Origin of the sequence: Plesiomonas sp., assembly GCF_051652165.1 — a bacterium.
GTDB lineage: Bacteria > Pseudomonadota > Gammaproteobacteria > Enterobacterales > CAMTGL01 > Plesiomonas.
Window position 1 is genome coordinate 515,682 of the sequence record NZ_JBOFTR010000016.1, and the last position, 21,089, is coordinate 536,770.

Here is a 21,089-nt window from a genome sequence, read left to right on the forward strand (position 1 = left end):
ATAACAGCCAACAAATCAAGGTAACTCACCATCCAACAAATATTGCATGTCTGTGCTTATTTTTAGACAACAAAAATCATTCATTTTATTTAACAAAAACACAACATAAGAATAATCGGAAAACAGGGTTTGCAGAATACCCATTAAAAAAAAGCGAAATAGTTCTCATATCAGACATAGAGGAGAGCAAAGAGAAGGGAAAAAAAAGAAAACCCCACTAGCACAGCAATAAACGCTGAAAAACAGTGAGGTTTATCCTATTAGAAGAGATGATCTGTCAGATAATGAGATCAATAACTTATCAATACGAATCGATAATTTTGATAGCTGCACTGCCTGATTCATTGTTCTGTATGCCAAGTTCTTGCACCTCGTTTCAGCACAAAAACAGGGTTATTTCGCAACATAAAAATATATTGCAAAAAAGTGGCTCATTGCGCCGCCAAGCACAAACAAGTGCCAAATAGCATGGCTAAAAGGAAGCCGTTTTGAAAGATAAAAAACAACGCCCACACTGTAAAGTACACCACCCCCAGCTAACAACAGTAACCCCTCCAAAGAGAGTGACTCCGCTAACTGATAAATCACAACTAATGAGAGCCACCCCATCAGCAAATAGGTAATGACAGAAAGCACTTCAAAGCGATGAATAAACAATAATTTAAAAATAATTCCAAATAATGCCAACGCCCAAATGACAAGCATTAAAGACATCGCCAAATGACTTTGCAATGCAACCAATAAAAAAGGGGTATACGTTCCAGCAATGAGTAAGTAAATAGCGCAGTGATCAGCAATTTTTAAGCGGTGTTTTCCCACGGGGTTTGTTGCGGCATGATACAGCGTTGAGGCAAGAAACAGCATAATCATACTGATTCCATAAACTGTATAACTAAATAGCGCAATAAAACCTTGTTGAGCAGTAATGCCCTGTTTTAATAACAGAAACATACCCACTGCCCCTAGAATTACGCCTAAAGCATGGCTCGTGCTGTTAGCGAACTCTTCAGCATTAATGCGAGAATATCTTGCTGACATTAGGTATCTCCAAAAAAGTACGGCATCACATGCCATTTTATCTTAATTTGCAGTATACCCTTTTCAGCTTACGCGTGTACTCTCAAATCAAATTAGCCTCTATCAGCAAGTCACACACTGTTTTTTATCTATACGTCGTTGAGCCAAAAAATGAGAAAAATCCATAACTGGAGGTGCATAACCAAGGTTGGTCATTGAGGCTGAAATTTGCCCCCGATGGTGTACAGCATGAAGTGAAATTTGCATCAACATTTCAGCAAGTGAAATATTTGCGTCGAGTAGAGGAAGATCATGACAGATACACGTTTTAGTTAAATCTATTTTTTCCTGCATTTTCAATATATTCTGCCAATGATATGTCACTGTGTCTAAACGGGCAAATAAGTGCCGAATATCGATAGTAATAATACTATTAGCCGCGATTGCCATACGTTTATTGAGGATCACATTTGTATAGAAGATCTCTTCTGTTACTAAAAGATGATTTAACGTATTGATAATAGAGCCAAAATAGAGCCCATTATCCTGCACAAGAAGTGCAATCGGTAAACTACGTAAGGAACGCTGTAGCTGGCCATAAGCCCAATGGTGATAGTGCATTTGATTTTGTAAGTGCAGGTGCAGTGACATGGTTATTCCTTGAACTGCATAAGTAGCAATATTTTACCCTGCTCACCTCTCCATGTTAATTAAATTAACACCAAGTGAATTAAAAGTTATTCAACTATAGAAAAAGATCACAACAACGTGTTTACTTATATCGACCAATGTTGCACTTTATGTATATTTAATCAAAATAAATGATTGAATATTCACTTATTAGCCTCTACATTGCTAAACACAATAAGTCACTAATGTAAATAATCGAGCAATAGGGTTCAAAACAAAGCGTTGTAAGCGCAGTTTTCCCTATTTTGCATGGAGTGCATATGACCTCTTTAAATACTGATTCATTGATGAGTATTACTCACCGACCCGATCTCTATTTCACTCACGGTAAAGGGCATTGGCTCTATACAGAAGATAACTCTGCCTATTTAGATTTTGTACAAGGCTGGGCAGTAAACTGCTTAGGCCACTGCCCTGATGTACTGATACAAGCGTTACACACTCAAGCACAGCAGCTCATTAACCCTAGCCCCGCGTTTTTTAATCAACCAATGGCGGAATTAGCAACCCGCCTAACCGAGCTTTCAGGCTTAGATAAAGTGTTCTTTACCAACTCTGGTGCAGAAGCCAATGAGAGTGCAATAAAATTGGCGCGCCGTTATGGTCAAAAACATAAAAACGGGGCATACAAAATTGTCACGTTTGATAATAGCTTTCATGGTCGCACATTAGGCACAATGTCGGCTACCGGAAAACCACAGTTTGCCACCCTATTTGAGCCAAAAGTGCCGGGCTTTATCAAAGTGCCTTTTAATGATATTGCTGCCGTGAAAAATGCGATTACTGCCGATACAGTAGCCATTATGCTTGAGCCGATTCAAGGCGAGGCAGGCGTTATTCCGGCAGAGCGCGCTTTTATGCAAGCATTAAGACAACTGTGTGATGAAGAGCATGTGTTGTTAATTGTTGATGAGGTGCAAACGGGTATTGGTCGTACCGGTAAAATGTTTGCTTTTGAGCTGTTTGGTGTGATGCCCGATATGGTGACCTTAGGTAAAGGGTTGGGCGGTGGCATTCCGCTGGCAGCGCATTTAGCCCGCGAACATGTGTGTTGTTTTGAGCCAGGCGATCAGGGGGGAACATACAATGGTAATCCTCTGATGTGTGCCGGAGGGCTGGCGGTGGTCAATACCGTTGCACAGGAGCGTTTTCTCCAAAATATTGATGCTAGCAGTGCTTTGTTGGTTGCTGGATTAAAACGGTTAAGCCAAGAGTTCGATTTGGGTGAGATTCGCGGAGAAGGGTTGTTGCTGGCCTTTGATCTGAAATATCCAATAGCTGAAGAGGCGGTGAAAGAGGCGCGTTTTCAGCACTTATTACTCAATGCCCCACGGCCAAATATTCTGCGGTTTATGCCCGCACTGACCCTCACCGAACATGAGATCAATGTGATGCTCACACGCTTACAGCTGATTATTCACAGCTTAGTGATGCCGTATAAAAGAGCGCAGCTCGTCAGTGACGCTATTAGTGGGTAACGCTATTGGTAAATGGTGCGCTTGATGAATGGATAGTCGCGCGGAAAAATATTAAACCGGAGATGACTCATTCAATCTCACAGAAAAAAGAGGCCATCATTGATGGCCTCTTTTTTTAAGATTTACGTTACGCGCTAAAATAAACCTAAATAACCATAATATTCACGCCGGCAATATTATGGTGTGGAATATTAGACCGGCACCATAATCTCAGTCGCCAAAATAACCACCACTAAACCAACAAATACGGGTACAGAGGTACGTTTAACCACTTCAAATGGAGAGAGTTTAGCCATACCGGATGTTGCAACAATAACACCGGATACCGGTGAGATAGTACGGCCTAAATTAGACGCTTGCAGCATAGGAATAATTAAAAATGCCGGATTGATACCCATTTGCCCAGCCAATTTCGGGATCAGTTCCACAAAGGCATAAAAAGGAGCGTTACCCGATCCGGTCGTAAACGCGGCCAATGTGGTAATCACCACCAGCACCAGCATCATGACAAACCCACCATTCCCGAAAGATTGTGCCATTCCCAGTAAATTATCAATAAAACCTACCGTGGTTAACCCTTGAGCAAAGACACCGGCAGCCACCAATAACATCACTACGCTGGAAAATGCGTCAGCCATGCCGCGATAGGCAACTTCAAGACCTTTAAAGACCTCTTGCCCATCAAATTTACGGATAAACTCCAGCAGAGCTGTCAGGATCATACAAATCACTAAAATAGTGACAATATGCAATTTTGGCGCAATATCACCGCTGAAAATCAGAACGCCAATAATTGGGCTGAACGGCAAAATGGCATAAAACTTTGGCGCATCAACCTGAATATCACTGACATCCAAACGTTCATGGCTCACACCCTCTTTATTGTCTAAATAACGCTGCCAGAAAAAGTGTGCAACCGCCATACACAAGATAGCAACAATAGAGATAGGCAGTGTGGTTTTAAATGCAAAATCAATTAGATCTAATCCCGCTGCATTTGCTGCAACGACCACATCACCGGAGGTCGGTGATAAAATAATGGCCGCCGGAGATGCACAAATTGCCGCTGCCGCACCACGGCTTATTCCCACATTTACCATCAATGGGAATAAGGTTGCCATCAGCAACACACCCAGACCCGTCGCCGATGAAACGGCCAATGACATCAGACAAGCGACAAAATAAGCCGCAACCATGAGTACATACGGTGATTTAATGCGCTGCAACGGCTTGGCCGTAATTTTCACGACCATATCATTAGCACCAACATGTGTCATATAGGTGGCAAACCCACACAACATCATAATCATCATGCCAAGATCACCACCACGGCTCATCAGCAGATATTTAACATACTCCACGACATTGGTGGCTGCATTACCGGTTGACTCAACCCCTTTCGGTAATATTGAATGACCAAGCAACACTGAAATAATTAACAACAAAATACCGCCGGTCATTAAAACACCGGTTGCAGAGTAGCCTTTAAATATATATCGCCCAACACCTGCAGCAACAATAACACCTATTAATAATTCCAGCATAGCCATCCCTTTCTATTTCATTTATTCAGTTTCGCCACTCTAAAGTAGCAGGTGTTAGCTCGCTATTAATTTTCTATTGCGGCGTGATGGTGCTCTATATTTAGCACGAAGAAAGACGATATGGTTTGTTTATTTCTCTCGAAATCTAAGTAGAAACAAAACACATTATCATTGGCGATAGTGAAATAAGACAGGATACTGTACCGGTATACTGTGGTGAGTTCACTAATATTGTAGGATAAATAAGATAGGTAGAGATAATGACAATAATAGCAACTACAATACTTGATCGATAGCTAGAAATAACCACCAAACCATAATGTAGCATTACCCATTATCGGATAAGCCAACCAAAGCTAACTTATCCGATTTTATCAGAAGAGACTCAATTTACTGTTTTGCGGTAATCTCGCCATTTTCCAGATCAAGTGTGAGTAACTTCCCTGGCAGCAATTTACCTGACAATATTTGCTGTGCCAGCGGATTCTCAACTTCTTGCTGCATCGCCCGTTTTAGCGGACGCGCGCCATAGATAGGATCATAACCAGCCTGCGCCAGATGCTCCAACGCAGCATCCGTCATATGTACCTGATAACCGCGATCTTCCAGACGTTTGTACAAACGTTGTAACTGAATAGCCGCAATGGATTTAATCTGCTCACTACCCAGTGGGTGGAATACCACAGTTTCATCAATACGGTTAATAAATTCAGGGCGGAAGTGCTGTGATACGGCACTCATCACCAGCTCTTTCATCTCACCGTAATCGAGTGTACCAAACTGATCTTGAATCAGATCCGAGCCTAAATTAGAGGTCATGATCACCACGGTGTTACGAAAATCAACCGTACGACCTTGTCCATCAGTAAGACGGCCATCATCAAGCACCTGCAACAGAATGTTAAACACATCCGGATGCGCCTTCTCTACTTCATCGAGCAGGATAACCGAGTACGGGCGACGACGAACCGCTTCGGTCAAATAGCCCCCCTCTTCGTAGCCCACATAACCCGGAGGCGCACCAACAAGGCGTGACACCGAATGTTTTTCCATGAACTCCGACATATCAATCCGCACCATGGCATCATCACTGTCGAACATAAAATTCGCCAATGCTTTACACAACTCAGTTTTACCGACACCGGTTGGGCCTAAGAACAAAAATGAACCAATCGGACGATTAGGATCAGCCAACCCAGCGCGACTACGACGAATTGCATTTGATACTGCTTCAACCGCTTCATTCTGGCCAATCACCCGCTTATGCAGATCATTTTCCATCCGCAGCAGTTTATCGCGCTCGCCTTCAAGCATACGGGCAACCGGAATACCGGTCGCTTTTGATAGCACATCGGCAATTTCAGCATCGGTGACTTTATTGCGCAGCAGTTGCATCTCTTTTGTATCAGTCTGGCTGGCTATTTCAAGCTGCTTTTCCAGTGCCGGAATACGGCCATATTGCAGCTCAGACATTCGAGCCAAATCACCAGCACGACGCGCTTGTTCAAGTTGCGTTTTAACTTGCTCTAACTCTGCTTTGATGTGTTGTGTTCCGGATAAAGCCGCTTTCTCTGCTTTCCAGACTTCATCTAACTCAGCGTATTCACGCTCTTTGGTCTCTAACTCTTCGTTCAACATAGCAAGACGCTTGAGACTGGCATCATCAGACTCTTTTTGCAGTGCTTGCTGCTCAAGTTTGAGCTGAATAATCCGGCGATCAAGGCGATCTAATGACTCAGGTTTTGAGTCTATCTGCATCCGGATGCTGGAAGCGGCTTCATCAATCAGATCAATAGCTTTATCCGGCAACTGGCGATCTGCAATATAGCGATGTGACAGCGTTGCTGCCGCGACAATGGCCGGATCAGTAATCTGTACATGGTGGTGCAGCTCATAACGCTCTTTCAACCCGCGCAAGATAGCAATCGTATCTTCAACGGTAGGCTGTGCGACATACACTTTTTGAAAACGGCGCTCAAGTGCGGCATCTTTTTCAATATACTGACGATACTCATCAAGCGTGGTCGCCCCGACACAGTGCAGCTCACCACGAGCCAAGGCCGGTTTAAGCATATTCCCCGCATCCATTGCGCCGTCACCTTTACCGGCACCGACCATGGTATGCAGCTCATCAATAAACAGAATGACGCTGCCCTCTTCTTTGCTCAGCTCATTCAATACTGATTTTAAACGCTCTTCAAACTCACCACGGTATTTTGCACCGGCAATCAGCGCGCCCATGTCCAGAGAAAGAACACGCTTATGCTTTAGGCCTTCCGGTACTTCACCATTAATAATACGCTGCGCCAAGCCCTCTACAATCGCGGTTTTACCCACACCCGGCTCACCAATAAGTACCGGATTATTTTTGGTTCGGCGCTGCAAAACCTGAATCGTACGGCGAATCTCTTCATCGCGGCCAATAACCGGATCTAATTTCCCCTGCTCGGCACGTTCAGTCAGATCAATGGTGAATTTTTTTAGTGCCTGACGCGAGTCTTCCGCATTGGCATCGTTGACGCTATCTCCACCACGCATTTGATCAACAGCAGCATTCAATTTAGCCACTGTCACCCCCTGTTTACGCAGAGTATCCCCTAATTTTCCACGCTCTTCACTAGCAGCTAACACAAACAATTCAGAAGAGATAAATTTATCATGCCGTTTTTGTGCAATTTTATCGCACACGTTCATTAAACGGCCTAAATCTTGCGATAGCTGTACATCACCGCCAATACCATCAACTTTCGGTAAACGGTCTAGCTCTTGCGTCAGTGCAGAACGCAGTGCCGCAACATCAACACCCGTACTGGTCAACAGTGGGCGCACTGTACCGCTCTCTTGATTGAGCAGAGCCAGCATCAGGTGGATAGGTTCGATATATTGGTTATCACGCCCTAAGGCTAAAGATTGCGCATCGGCAATGGCTTCTTGAAATTTACTGGTTAGACGATCCAGACGCATAACTCCTCCTAAACGGTCGTTGCGCGCAATTATTCATCGTTGTTATTTATTAAATGAGGTTTAGTCTGGTATTTTCAAGAGCGCGATTGAAAAGAAGTATGACAAGGTGTTTATAAGAAATCAGTATATAAAGCATACGACTCATCAACAAAAAAAGCCTGCTCAAAGCAGGCTTTTCAATACATAAATCGGGTGATGGTGTACTACTCTCGCCAAATCAGACTGGCCTGACGGCCGGTAACCGATTCACGACGGAATGAGAAAAACTGTTCGGCATCACTCACGGTACAATAATCACCGCCGTAAATCGCGGTAACTCCGGCAGCCAGCATACGCTGACGCGCCAGCAGATAAATATCGGCCAGATAACGATCACCGTGCGGCGTAAACGCCAATACCGCCGCTGGACTGTGCTGAATAAACTGCTCACGGACTTCAGCGCCAACCTCAAACACACTCGGCCCGATAGCTGGCCCCATCCACGCCATAATGCGAGCAGGCGCAACGCCAAAGCGCGCGATGGTTTTCTCTAATACGCCATCGCACAACCCACGCCATCCGGCATGAGCGGCCGCCACTTGCGTGCCGTCATCACTGCAAAACAGCACCGGCAGACAATCAGCAGTCATCACCGCACAGACAATATCAGGCTGCGCGGTGAAAGAGGAATCCGCATCGCGCGGTGCTTCTGCATCAGCAGGTAAAATCAGCACACGCGTTCCGTGTACCTGATTTAGCCAGACAGGTTCAGCTGGTAAACGTGCCGCATTACGCAGCAACGCACGGTTTTGAACCACGGCGCTAGATGAGTCGCCCACATGCGTGCCAAGATTTAAGCTCGCATATGCCCCTTCACTTATACCCCCGTCACGGGTTGTACTCAGCGCGCGAACATTTGTCGGCGCAGGCCAATTAGGTTCAATCCACTTCATCTATCCATCTCACTATTGGCTATGAGCGCACAGGTACACGGCTGCTCGACGTGACTGATTAATAATCCATATCATCTTTATGTTCTTGCGCATCAGCACGCAACGTTTCAACCAGCTCAACCATATCATCAGGGATAGGGGCATGCCACTCAAGTAATTCCCCTGAGATTGGGTGTACTAATCGCAGCATCGTCGCGTGTAGAGCTTGACGATCAAACTTACGTAACACCTGCAAGAACGCCTCGGATGCCCCACGTGGTGGACGCGGACGACCACCGTACAACGGATCACCAATCAGCGGATGGCTGATAAACGACATATGCACACGGATCTGATGCGTACGGCCCGACTCAAGGCGTAAACGCAAACGAGTATGGGCACGGAAACGCTCCATAATCCGGTAGTGCGTAACAGCCGGCTTACCCATTGGGTGCACCGCCATATGCGTACGCTTGCTCGGATGACGTGAGATTGGTTCATCCACCGTGCCGCCTTTGGTCATAATACCAATAGCAATGGCTTCATACTCACGGGTGATCTCACGGCGTTGTAGTGCTTCAACCAAATGTGTTTGGGCAGGAACTGTTTTTGCCACTACCATTAAACCAGTGGTATCTTTATCTAAACGATGCACGATACCCGCACGCGGAACATCGGCAATTGTTGGACAATAGTGCAGTAATGCGTTCAATATAGTACCGTCAGCATTGCCTGCACCTGGATGAACCACCAGATCACGCGGTTTATTGATAACAAGAATATCGTCATCTTCATAGACAATATTCAATGGGATATCTTGTGCTTCCCAGCGCGCAGGCTCTTCGAGTACTGCGGCAATAACGATCTGTTCACCGCCAAGCACCTTTTCACGCGGACGATCAACGATATTGCCGTCAACCTGAACGCCACGCTCTTGGATCCACGTTTTAATGCGTGAACGTGAGTAATCGGGGAACAACTCTGCTAATGCTTGGTCTAAGCGTTGCCCGAGTTGGTGGTAAGCCACTGTCGCTGTTAGTTCAATTTGTTGTGCCATGTCGCAACTTCTTTATTAACGTTGAGTTTATTAACGTTGGGTTTTAACGGCATGCCGTTTAGAATAGCCTGTAATTGTACATTTCTTTGCTGGGATCTTTATGGAAAGACTCCCACAAGCCACTTGAGGATGATCGAGAACGTCATGAAGCGTATTAAAGCCCTGATGGTATCAGTAGCTCTTGCCGTCACGCTAGCGGGATGCTCCAGCACAAAAGAGACCGTACCTGACTCTCCTCCTGCCGAGCTGTATGCAAGCGCGCAGGAAAAATTACAGGATGGTAACTTCCGTGAAGCCATTACCCAATTAGAAGCATTGGATACCCGCTATCCGTTTGGCCCTTATTCACAGCAAGTTCAACTCGATCTGATTTATGCTTATTATAAATCAGCCGACCTTGCCTTGGCGATGGCATCGATTGACCGCTTTTTGCGTTTAAATCCAACATCACCACAAGCTGACTATGTGCTGTATATGCGGGGTCTAACGGATATGGCCTACGATGACAATTTACTGCATGGATTATTTGGTATTGATCGCTCTGATCGTAACCCTGCGCATGCTCGCCAAGCATTTCGTGATTTTACCATGTTGCTTCAGCGTTATCCGAGCAGTTCTTATGCAGCAGATGCACATGCTCGATTAGTCTTTCTGAAAAATCGGCTTGCCAAGCATGAACTGGCGGTTTCCCAGTACTATACCAAACGTGGCGCGTATGTCGCGGTGATTAATCGTGTTGAGCAAATGCTTGTCGATTATCCTGACACTCAAGCAACCCGTGAAGCACTCCCTTTAATGGAAAATGCTTATCAAAAACTGGGGTTAACCCACGAAGCAGAGAAAGTAAATAAGCTGATTTCTACTAATAAATCAGCAGCATAAAAGAGTCTCTCTTTGCATGATAATATTCGTGGCGATATTGCAGTATAAATGCGACCAGTAAAGATATTACTGCCGTTGTAGATAGCTACCTGATAATTGCCAAATAGAGCAGTTATCATAGATAAAAAAGTATAAACATAATAAAAAGCGTACTGATTTTCAGTGCGTTTTTTTTATTGTGCTTCATTACGCTTAAGCTAAATTTGCTATAAAAAAGATGATTTTACAAAAAGAGGTATGAGTGAATTGACATAACAAACTGTTTTAAAAGCAAAAGAACCCAATAAGCTGATTCCATTTATTGCTCGAATTTTTTTATCGTGCCCCAGTCACAATAGAACAGCAAGTACTCTTCTCTGTTTTTATTAATCGATATCACAGTTTGTTGTGCTAAAGCACATTACTCGCAATAACGTGATCTGAGTCACACTTTATTTATTCTAATTGAGTATTCTGAAGTTAAGCCCAATGGCGGTACAGACACAGAGGTAAGCCTATGAAAGTTAACATTACTAGCAAACAAATGGACATCACCCCGGCAATTCGTGAGCACGTGGAAGACCGTCTGGCTAAGTTAGAAAAATGGCAAACTCCGCTGATTAAACCGCATGTGATCTTGAGCAAAAATCCACAAGGCGAGTTTATTGCAGAAGCAAATATCGGTATTGCGAACGGACAACTGGTTGCAAGTGCACAACATATTGATATGTATGCGGCAATTAATGAGATGCTGCTAAAACTAGAACGTCAGCTAAATAAATTGCAGCACAAGAACGAGTCTCGCCGTTCAACGCAGAGCGTTAAAGAGTCAAACCGAGTGCAAGATGACACTGCAGAAGCGATCTCTGATGAAGAGGAAGAGGCGTTTTAAATACACAAATGCTGTTGTTTTAACAATCTACACCTTAACAGCACATATTAAACATACGACTGGCGCACCGTTTACGGTGCGTTTTGTTTATCAATAAACCTAAATTCTCACAGATAAAAAAATTGACAATATCCTCCCCTTCTCGCTACTTTAAGACATCAATGTTTTTCAACAACTGTTAACATCTCACACTCGGCACTTATTGTATGCTGGTGTGATCCAGAGATAAGAGGTATAGGAATAAATATGAATATGACGCTGTTTTTCTTTGATTTCTTTTTTAGCTTTAGTGCCGCACGCTAGGGGGCTGCTCGTACGACTTGCGTTAAAAACAAATCAAAGACGAACAGTAAGCCTCCCTCTACGGGAGGTTTTTTTTTACTGTTTTTACTCACCCTTTTTTGTTTATTTTTTTGCTGATACCAAGGATGCAGGCCATGACTCAAGATTTAAACGGGATCCGCCAACACATTACGCAGCTTGATCGCTCACTGTTAAAATTACTGGCAGAGCGCAAGCAGTTGGCACTTGAGGTGGCCCGCAGTAAGGCAAACACACAGACCGCGCTGCGTGATACTACTCGCGAGCAAGAGCTGCTGGCAACATTAATCCGTTACGGTGAGGATTTACAGCTTGATGCTCACTACATCACGCAGATCTACCACACCATTATTGAAGATTCGGTGCTCACCCAGCAGGCGTATCTGCAAAAACAGTTAAATCCTGAAACCCATCAGTTTACCCGTGTGGCTTTTTTGGGAATGCGCGGCTCATATTCACATCTAGCATCACGCAAGTATGCACTGCGCCACCAAGAGCGCATTATTGACATTAGTTGCCGCACCTTTGCTGAAATTTTGCAGTGTGTGGAAGCTGGTGAGGCAGATTACGGCGTGCTACCGATTGAAAATACCAGTTCGGGATCTATCAATGATGTCTATGATTTGCTGCAACACACGCAGTTATCTATTGTGGGTGAGCTAACCCACCCGATAGAGCACTGTTTATTGGCTACCCATGATGTACAGAGTATTGAGCAGATTCATACGGTCTACAGCCACCCACAGCCAATTCAGCAATGTAGCCAATTTCTGGCCACCTTTGGGCAAGTACAACTGGAGTTTTGTGAAAGCTCATCACACGCAATGCAGAAAGTGGCGCAGTTGCAATCACCCCATGTTGCGGCAATCAGCAGTGCTGAGGGCGGTGAGTTATACGGTCTGGTTTCACTCAAAAATGGTATCGCCAACCAGCAAGAGAACATCAGCCGTTTTATTGTGGTAGCCCGTAATCCGATTGATGTCGCCCCACAGGTACAAGCCAAAACCACGCTAATTATGTCAACCGCCCAACAAGCCGGATCACTGGTTGAGGCGCTGCTCATTTTGCGCGATCACGGTATCAATATGACAAAACTCGAATCTCGTCCGATTAATGGTCATCCGTGGGAAGAGATGTTTTATTTGGATATCGAGGGCAACGTGCAAGATGAACAGATGCAGGCTGCCATCGCCAGCCTGACACAGCAAACGCGTTATCTGAAGGTGCTTGGCTGTTATCCAACCGAAACGGTGATCCCCACACAGATTGCGTAATGTTATTTTACTGTTAGCTTGCTAAGATCTTCCCCGCCCTAAATTAACTGATCCCATAAAGTGCGGGGAGTTTTATGTTGCAAACGGGGCAACCGATAGACTGTCAAACTAACAAGTTCCACCGGTTGGATTTAACTGCGGTGCACCAGATTATCGTTAGCCTGACGCAACAATACGCGGCTCTCTGCCTGAAATTGCTGGGCATACTCGCCAAACCACTGCTCTACATCGCCAAAACGCTGCATAAATGCCGATTTATCGTGCTGCTCAAGTAGCGCAATGGCTTCACCAAAGCGGCGATGAAAACGTTTGATCATGGCCAGATTTTCTGGCTGTGCCATGATAATGTCAGCATACAGTTGTGGGTCTTGAGCAAATAAACGCCCAACCATCGCCAACTCCAAACGATAGATAGGCGAAGAGAGCGCCAGCAATTGCTCAATATCGGCATCTTCCTGTGAGAGATGAAAACCGTAGGCAAAGGTCGCAAAGTGGCGCAACCCTTGAATCAGGGTCATGGCACTGTCATGCTGTTTGGCATCAATGGCATGCACCCGAGCCCCCCAGATCTGAAACTGCTCAAGCAACCACTGATAAGCCTGCGGCATACGACCATTGCAGTAAACGATGACCTGCTTGGCCAGACTAGAGAGATCAGGGCCAAACATTGGGTGTAGCCCGACGACTGGCCCACGATGTACCGCCAGCATCGCCTGTAACGGGGCTTGTTTGACAGAGGTGAGATCGGCCAAAATGCAGTCAATCGGAAGCTGTTGCAGGCGATCAATGACGGCCTCCGTTAAACTGATTGGCACACTAATAAGCACCATTGCTGCATCATCAAGCAAGGCATCAGCATTCACCCAATCATCTTTATCCAACACACGCACCTGATAACCGGAAAGTGTAAACAGGCGCGCAAACAGCTGACCGAGTTGGCCGCGACCGCCAATAATCACAATCGGTCGCGTAGTCGGATTAACGGTTTTAAAGCCGCTATCGTTTTCACTCGAATAAGACTCACGCATAACCCGCCGCAAAATATCCTCAATCAGATCAGGCGGTATACCGAGAGCCTGTGCTTCTGCACGGCGAGCGGCCAGCATCGAGGCTTCACGCTCGGGGACATAAATCGGTAGTCCGTGGCGGCTTTTTACCTCTCCGACTTGTTTCACCAGTGCCAAACGGCGTGTGAGCAAATCCAGCATTTCGCGGTCAACCGCATCGATGTGATCCCGCAATAGTGCCAGTTCAGGAACCATGTTCTTTCCTCTTTCGTCCGCAACCTAACGCACGTTCAGGTGGGAGGCTAATCCGGTGTGGATTCTGCGCAATAGTGTTTCGGTGGAACCCCAGTCAATACAAGCATCGGTGACCGAGACACCGTAGGCCATCTGATCACGTGGTTGTTCTGCTGACTGGTTACCCGCCTGTAAATGACTTTCCAGCATGATACCAATAATTGCACGGTTACCGGCTTGAATTTGGGCAACAACTTCATCGGCAACCGCCGGCTGACGACGATAATCTTTATTTGAATTGCTGTGGCTACAATCAACCATTAGCGCACTTGGCAAACCTGCTTTGGCCATTTCAGCCTGACACAAGGCAATATCTTCTGCCGAATAGTTCGGCTTTTTTCCGCCGCGTAAAATAACGTGCCCATCAGGGTTGCCCTGTGTTTGTAACAACGCGACCTGACCGGCCTGATTAATTCCCATAAAACGGTGCGACATAGACGCCGCTTTCATCGCATTAATGGCGGTACTCAGACTACCATCAGTACCATTTTTAAAACCAACAGGCATGGATAACCCTGAAGCCATCTCTCGGTGGGTTTGTGATTCTGTTGTTCGTGCACCAATGGCTGACCAACTGAACAGATCGCCAATATATTGCGGGCTGATCGGGTCAAGGGCTTCAGTGGCCAGCGGCATGCCCATCTCATTTAAATCAATCAGCAGTGATCGGGCAATGTGCAACCCGGCTTCAACATCAAAAGAGCCATCCATATAAGGGTCGTTAATAAGCCCTTTCCAACCCACTGTGGTACGTGGTTTTTCAAAATAGACCCGCATCACAATATAGAGGTGATCACACAATTGGTTGGAAAGCACTTGTAAACGGCGAGCATACTCAAGCGCGGCGTCGGTATCGTGAATCGAACAGGGCCCGCAAACCACCAGTAAACGCGGATCACGGTGGTGAATAATATCCGCAATTGTCTGGCGTGATGCGGCAATGTGATTCAAAACCTGTTCACTGGCCGGTAATTTATCTTTTAGTGCATCAGGGGTAATCATCACCTGTTCGGCGCTAATATGAACATTATTTACGTGATCTCGCTGCATTTTATCATCCTTGGTCGTCGGCATTACAACATAAGAGAGACAAGATAAGTCAGTGCTACCTCAGTGTTGAGCTTCTCTACCCTTATTAACGTAGAGGGTTTCGTTACAATACCAAGATGCGTAAAGTTTTCAATCCATATGTGTAACGATTTTATTACCAAATCGACTTAGCAAGCTGATTTTTGTATATTTTAATTTACACTGAGCTCAGGGTATCCATGAAAATCTCATCTTTTACGCTACTCTTTGATTGTTGGTTATCTGATATATATCACTCTTCTTTTTTAGGTTCGGTGATCGTCTACTCTGTTTTATAAGGGTAAAGCCATAATAATGTACGTTAATTATCAAAGTGATAGAAAACGTATAATCAGGGATTGGTTTTATGATCATGTTACAGTTTGCAGTGGTTTTACTGTGTTTACTGATTGGAACTCGCTTTGGCGGCATGGGCTTAGGTTTAATCAGTGGTATCGGGTTATTTATACTCAGTTTTGTTTTTGGCTTGATGCCGGGTGAGCCGCCCGTTAGCGTTATGCTAACAATTCTTGCCGTCATTGGTTGTGCTTCTGTACTGCAAACTGCTGGCGGGCTTAATGTTCTAATGCAATATGCAGAGCGTCTGCTGCGTCGCCATCCACAATACATCACCATTCTTGCACCGCTCACCACTTGGACATTGACCTTCCTGTGTGGTACTGGGCATGTGGTCTACACGATGTTCCCGATCATCTCGGATATCGCCATTAAGAAGAATATCCGACCAGAACGCCCAATGGCAGTGGCATCAGTGGCCTCACAAATGGCGATCTGTGCCTCACCGGTATCTGTCGCGGTTGTCTCACTACTTTCTATTCTGGCAGCGAAACAAGGTGTTGGCGAAGCCATCAGTATGCTGACCCTGCTGGCAATCTCGATTCCGGCATCATTGTGTGGTGTGCTGGTTGCAGCGTTGTGGAGTTTACTTCGAGGTAAAGATCTGGATGTTGATCCTGAATTTCAAGCCAAACTGAAAGATCCTAAGCTACGTGACTATATCTATGGAGGGAATAGCACACTGCTTAATACCTCATTCCCAAAAGAGTCTTATTGGGCGACGGCTATTTTCTTCGCTGCTATTGGTGTAGTGGTACTGCTTGGTGCATTTGATCAACTACGCCCCGTGTTTGATCTGGGTGATGGAAAGAGCAAAATGCTATCAATGAACATCGCTATTCAGATGATGATGTTGATTGCCGGTGCGCTGATCTTAATGCTGTGCAAAGTTAAACCGGGTGAAATAGCAAACAGTGCCGTATTTAAAGCAGGTATGGTTGCCATATTTTCTGTATTTGGTGTGGCATGGATGAGCGATACCTTTTTCCAAGCACACATGGTTTTGCTTAAAGAGAGTCTGGCCGATGTTGTGGTTGCCCACCCATGGACTTATGCGCTGGTACTCTTTTTAGTGTCAAAGCTGGTTAATAGTCAAGCGGCGGCACTCACGGCTATCGCACCGATGGGCTTGGCGTTAGGTGTTGATCCCAAAATGATTGTGGCGTTCTTTCCGGCGTGTTATGGCTATTTTGTGTTGCCAACCTACCCAAGTGATCTCGCCTGTATCGGTTTTGATCGCTCAGGAACAACCCATATTGGTAAATTCATTATTAACCACAGTTTTATTGCTCCTGGGTTAATCGGTGTTTCTACTGCCAGTGCTGTGGGTTTCTTGTTGGTCAAAACGTTTTTTTAAGCTCTTTTAAGAAAAATAACACGGGGTTGATTGAGACAGTTCCTCCCCCTTATATCGAATGATGTAGCCATGTGTGGCTATCTAGAGCATATATGGCTATATGAAAATTGATAAAGTCAAAATATTTTATATACATATTTATTATAAGTAGTCCAATATATTCTTGAAAACTTGCCCTTTCTCTGATGCCCATCTAATTTAATATCAATTATCTGTTCTCTATCACTTCTATAAAATGAAAGTTGATTTTAAATAAATTAATAAAATAAAAAGTCAAATAACCGACACTACAATCGAATATCCATAAAAAATAATTCAAATAAATGACAGAAACAGAACCCATTTCCATTTAAATATGCAACTTATTTAAATCATAAAATAGAAAACAAAAATAATAAAGACATTCTCGTACATTGTTCGCCAATAATAAATCATTGCATTTCATATTAAACGAAAGATAATAACGAGCCATTTTATTAATTTTAAAAGGGAGCATGGCATTGAATACTCACCATCTGACAAATAAAAAAAACAAGCAAAAAACAATATCATTAAGTTTATTCTCTCTGTCTTTTTTAACTGCCTATCCATTGTATGCAGCGGAAATTGACTGTCGTTCACTTTCTCTATGGAATAACACCCAAATTTTTGTTGGGGGAGATCAAGCTCAACATAATAATGCTGCATATAAAGCAAATTGGTGGACGCAGGGGAATAATCCCGGACAATACTCTAATGCCTACCAAGAGTGGTCACTATTAGGGCAATGTGCAAATGAACAACAGCCTCCTATAGCCCCAAATAACCTGATTGTTAGTAGTATATCTGATACTGGAGCTGCATTTAGCTGGGAAGATCATATCGAGGATACACAATACTCAATGATATTACGCTCGCAAGATAATAGTACACCAGCACGAGCATGGTCAGGCAGTGCACCAAATGAATATATTGGGGGTTTACAAGCCAGCACCGCATATCAGCTAGAGGTTAAAGCCTGCCAAGGTAATGCGTGTAGTAAACCCCAGAGCATGACATTTACAACTACAACAGCACAGTTAGGCTTTACTGATGCATTAATCCCCATTAATGAGCTCTCTGGTGATTTACACGGCCAAATTACCTTCGCCCAAACGCACACAACCAGCAGTAATAAAGCGAAAAATGCTGACGTTCGCCGCCCAGATTTAGTCATTGAACGTGATGCTCTGTTAATGTTCACCCCCGTAAATAACATACCTGAACAACAATATGATGTGCATCGTGTGGCTGTAGAGATTTATCAGCAAGGTGTTTTAATCGAACGCTTAGATATGTCTCCACCCAGTGCATTACCTCTGAGTGATCAACCTGATAATGGTCGCCAAAAGGTTATCTATTCACGTACAGCATGGAGTATTCCTCTTTCATGGAAATATATGAAACCTGGTCTCTCATTGCGTTTTATTGATGGACAAGGCCGTTATGGTGAGTTGCCTACTCAACAAATAGGATTCTCTGGCGCACCGGAATTAGTCATCCAAAATATTGATTTGGGGTTTTTAACACAGCCTCGCGATAAAAATCTTGTATTAAAAGAGTTAGCTGTATTAGCTGCTGATTATTTCCAAAAAATACCTGTATCACGTCTTATTATGGCTGACTACACTATGGGATATTTCCCAAAGGTAACGCTGCCAAACGGTAAAGTATATACCGAACGCAGTGATGTTGATGGCGGTGTATATGACGGAGATATGCGTGGCGATATAGGCAAAGCCTTGGTCTCTATCGGTATTAATAATGCTAACTTTGGTATTACTGATACAGCAGGAAATTCACAATACTATGATCGCTATTTTAACCATATTACTGCCCACACTAGTATTGGTATTTACCAAAATGGTACCGTTATACATGGTTTAAGTGGTGGCGGTGGTATTGTTACCCTCTATGATACAATTGGAAATGAGTGGTCACATGAATTAGGACATAATTATGGGCTTGGCCACTATCCGAATAAAGCCTCGGTACAGAGTCAATTTACCGGCTGGGGATATGATGCTCGCTATCAACGTTTTATTGGCAACCTAAACTGGAGTAGCGCACCTATTAGCAACACTGCAGGGAATGAAACCATTGAACCTTTTGCTAATCAATTTACGTATCTGCGCGATACTATGGCAGGAGGAATGGCACAAGGTTTAATCAGCCGCTATACTTTGCATCACCAAGCTACAGCACGCCAAACTCAGCAGTGGCTCAATGCCAGTTTAAAACTGGATAAAAATAGCCCTAGTGGTTATGCCCGTTGGAACGATGAGCAACAAACTTATCAAGCTGCAGAAACTGATCGCCCAGTTCCTTTGGAAATAGGTGTACCTGTAATTACGGTACTCGGTATTTACGATCCGCTGAACACAAATCCAAGCCAAATTTACCCGTTATTGTACTCAAATTACGGTAACTTATTCCGCCAACCAGCACCCAATGTTGCCACCGCCTATCCTGAGGGCTGGATCTCGTATCAAGACCTAACACCAGAACAAAAAACAGCCAATATCTGGCAAACATTACCTGTTGCAGGTAATGAATATCTATTATGTAAGTTTGATTATGCCTCTCCATCAGGTACACGTATGGATTTTGTCGGCTATGTTGATCCGGCAACTCAGCAGTGTACAGGCGGCTCAGATATCTATTTTGCAGATAGTAACGGCCAGCGCCACACGATCTCTTCAGAGGTAAATGCATTTAGCTTACGCTCTAAATTTGGTGATGAGCAAATCACGTACACCCCACAAATTGGCAGTGATGAAAAAACTCTCTGTTATCTCAATCTTGATGGCTTCTATGGCGCAGGTTATATCGAAAATAGCCAATGCCGTCAGGTTGAAGGGGTTAAATGGAAAAACAGGAAAAATTGGAGCTTCCGAGTAAATAACAGTACGGTAACCACTTATTCCACACAATCGCAACGTCAGTGTATGCTAGTTGTTAATACGCAAGATGGGCAAGAGCAGCGTATTGCATTGCATAACACCCGATACTTACAAAATCAGAGTAATAAATTCCATCTTAATTTACCGGCAGATAACCACCCAACAGAGATAAAAGTGCTCTGTGATGATGGCCAATCACAAACCGTACTTGATACTCTGCAAACACCGGTTAATCCACAAGCGAGTCAACTCAGTGGCCCTGCCATTATTGGGCAACAAGAAGCCTATAATGCGGTCCTATCACAATTGCCATCAGGTTGGTTCTCACATCCAAACGATTTTAATCCTTTAAATATATCGGCACTGGATAAAGCATTTCTTGCACAAATACCTGTATTTGGTGAAAGCTTCCCCGTATGTCGTTTTACTTTTACCGATGAAGATCAAACGCGCATATTGCATGGTTACGTTGAAACAATCAATGATCAACAGTACCGTTGTACTGGTGGCCAAAACATCACATACCAAACACAAAAAGGCGAAAAAGTACATTTTCAATCTGAAATTAACCAGTTTGAATGGCTATCACTGAATAACCCGCAAAGTATTGGTCATAAAGTCACTGCTCTAGACAATGATGATCGTGCGTTATGTTATATCAATCAGGCCAATTTTTATGGTGCAGGTTTTATGAATGAACAAGGGCAATGTGTTCAAACCCCTGAAGTTTATTGGTCAAACGGCAACCGTTGGATATTTTCAGGAAAATATCAGCAATATACATTCCGTTAACGCGAAAATACCCGACATTAACCCCTACACAGTTTATTCTGGTAAGCATTAGCCCCATACTTAGTAGGAAAATAGCTGTAAATAAAGCGCAAGGCGATCTTATGATCGCCTTTTTTAATATAAGAAATGTTTATATCGCCAATAATGCCTCATTCTATATTCTATTGCAGACTCTGTTTTATTGTTTCATTCTTTTAAAAGCCCGTTTTCAGAAGCAAATTTTTGCTAATGTCTAAGACAGTAAGAAATACACTATTGAAACGAGCAATAAAAAAAAGCACTCA

At 44.1% G+C, this 21,089-nt stretch carries 14 protein-coding genes and 1 other annotated feature; of the genes, 6 read left to right on the plus strand and 8 right to left on the minus strand.

Annotated elements, in window-relative coordinates; all coding sequences use genetic code 11:
- Nucleotides 1-393: 393 nt before the first annotated feature.
- A complete protein-coding gene (trhA, locus tag ACRC53_RS11935) occupies nucleotides 394-1,038 on the minus strand; it encodes a PAQR family membrane homeostasis protein TrhA (RefSeq protein ID WP_438643611.1) in 645 nt (214 codons plus the stop codon).
- A gap of 102 nt (nucleotides 1,039-1,140) precedes the next feature.
- Complete coding sequence (locus ACRC53_RS11940) at nucleotides 1,141-1,668, minus strand: DinB family protein (protein WP_438643612.1); 528 nt, start codon at nucleotides 1,666-1,668, stop codon at nucleotides 1,141-1,143.
- Between the two features lie 299 nt (nucleotides 1,669-1,967).
- On the opposite strand from ACRC53_RS11940, the gene ACRC53_RS11945 reads away from it, so the two are divergent.
- Nucleotides 1,968-3,185, plus strand: a complete 1,218-nt coding sequence (locus ACRC53_RS11945) for an acetylornithine transaminase (protein WP_438643613.1) — start codon at nucleotides 1,968-1,970, stop codon at nucleotides 3,183-3,185.
- A 191-nt stretch (nucleotides 3,186-3,376) separates the two neighbouring features.
- Here the strand turns inward: ACRC53_RS11945 and dcuC are convergent, their stop codons facing one another.
- The 4 genes from dcuC to rluD form a co-directional block, all read right to left on the minus strand.
- The gene (dcuC, locus tag ACRC53_RS11950; RefSeq protein WP_438643614.1) at nucleotides 3,377-4,729 is read right to left on the minus strand and encodes an anaerobic C4-dicarboxylate transporter DcuC; all 1,353 of its coding nucleotides are present in this window, start codon (nucleotides 4,727-4,729) and stop codon (nucleotides 3,377-3,379) included.
- 390 nt (nucleotides 4,730-5,119) lie between these two features.
- On the minus strand, nucleotides 5,120-7,693 hold the full coding sequence (gene clpB / locus ACRC53_RS11955) for an ATP-dependent chaperone ClpB (protein WP_438643615.1): 2,574 nt from the start codon (nucleotides 7,691-7,693) through the stop codon (nucleotides 5,120-5,122).
- A gap of 203 nt (nucleotides 7,694-7,896) precedes the next feature.
- Nucleotides 7,897-8,625: a purine nucleoside phosphorylase YfiH gene (yfiH, locus tag ACRC53_RS11960; RefSeq protein WP_438643616.1), complete on the minus strand. Its 729-nt coding sequence runs from the start codon at nucleotides 8,623-8,625 to the stop codon at nucleotides 7,897-7,899.
- Between the two features lie 58 nt (nucleotides 8,626-8,683).
- A complete protein-coding gene (gene rluD, locus ACRC53_RS11965; RefSeq protein ID WP_438643617.1) occupies nucleotides 8,684-9,661 on the minus strand; it encodes a 23S rRNA pseudouridine(1911/1915/1917) synthase RluD in 978 nt (325 codons plus the stop codon).
- 144 nt (nucleotides 9,662-9,805) lie between these two features.
- On the opposite strand from rluD, the gene bamD reads away from it, so the two are divergent.
- The 3 genes from bamD to pheA all read left to right on the plus strand — a co-directional run bounded on the left by bamD (nucleotide 9,806) and on the right by pheA (nucleotide 13,009).
- Nucleotides 9,806-10,543 (plus strand): outer membrane protein assembly factor BamD, encoded by a 738-nt coding sequence (gene bamD, locus ACRC53_RS11970; protein ID WP_438643618.1) that lies wholly within the window; start codon nucleotides 9,806-9,808, stop codon nucleotides 10,541-10,543.
- A gap of 496 nt (nucleotides 10,544-11,039) precedes the next feature.
- Nucleotides 11,040-11,414 carry a ribosome-associated translation inhibitor RaiA gene (gene raiA, locus ACRC53_RS11975; protein ID WP_438622509.1) on the plus strand — a complete coding sequence of 125 codons (375 nt, stop codon included), beginning with the start codon at nucleotides 11,040-11,042 and terminating at the stop codon, nucleotides 11,412-11,414.
- A gap of 245 nt (nucleotides 11,415-11,659) precedes the next feature.
- Nucleotides 11,660-11,794: a sequence feature (Phe leader region), on the plus strand.
- 57 nt (nucleotides 11,795-11,851) lie between these two features.
- On the plus strand, nucleotides 11,852-13,009 hold the full coding sequence (gene pheA / locus ACRC53_RS11980; protein ID WP_438643619.1) for a prephenate dehydratase: 1,158 nt from the start codon (nucleotides 11,852-11,854) through the stop codon (nucleotides 13,007-13,009).
- 131 nt (nucleotides 13,010-13,140) lie between these two features.
- On the opposite strand, the gene tyrA is transcribed toward pheA, so the two are convergent.
- Entirely contained in the window at nucleotides 13,141-14,271 is a 1,131-nt protein-coding gene (gene tyrA, locus ACRC53_RS11985; RefSeq protein ID WP_438643620.1) for a bifunctional chorismate mutase/prephenate dehydrogenase, read from the minus strand.
- 24 nt (nucleotides 14,272-14,295) lie between these two features.
- Complete coding sequence (locus ACRC53_RS11990) at nucleotides 14,296-15,360, minus strand: 3-deoxy-7-phosphoheptulonate synthase (protein ID WP_438643621.1); 1,065 nt, start codon at nucleotides 15,358-15,360, stop codon at nucleotides 14,296-14,298.
- 385 nt (nucleotides 15,361-15,745) lie between these two features.
- Between ACRC53_RS11990 and ACRC53_RS11995 the strand changes: the two genes are divergently transcribed.
- Complete coding sequence (locus tag ACRC53_RS11995; RefSeq protein WP_438643622.1) at nucleotides 15,746-17,092, plus strand: anaerobic C4-dicarboxylate transporter; 1,347 nt, start codon at nucleotides 15,746-15,748, stop codon at nucleotides 17,090-17,092.
- A 494-nt stretch (nucleotides 17,093-17,586) separates the two neighbouring features.
- Nucleotides 17,587-20,805, plus strand: coding sequence for a M66 family metalloprotease (locus ACRC53_RS12000; RefSeq protein WP_438643623.1), 3,219 nt, complete (start codon nucleotides 17,587-17,589; stop codon nucleotides 20,803-20,805).
- Nucleotides 20,806-21,089: the final 284 nt, after the last annotated feature.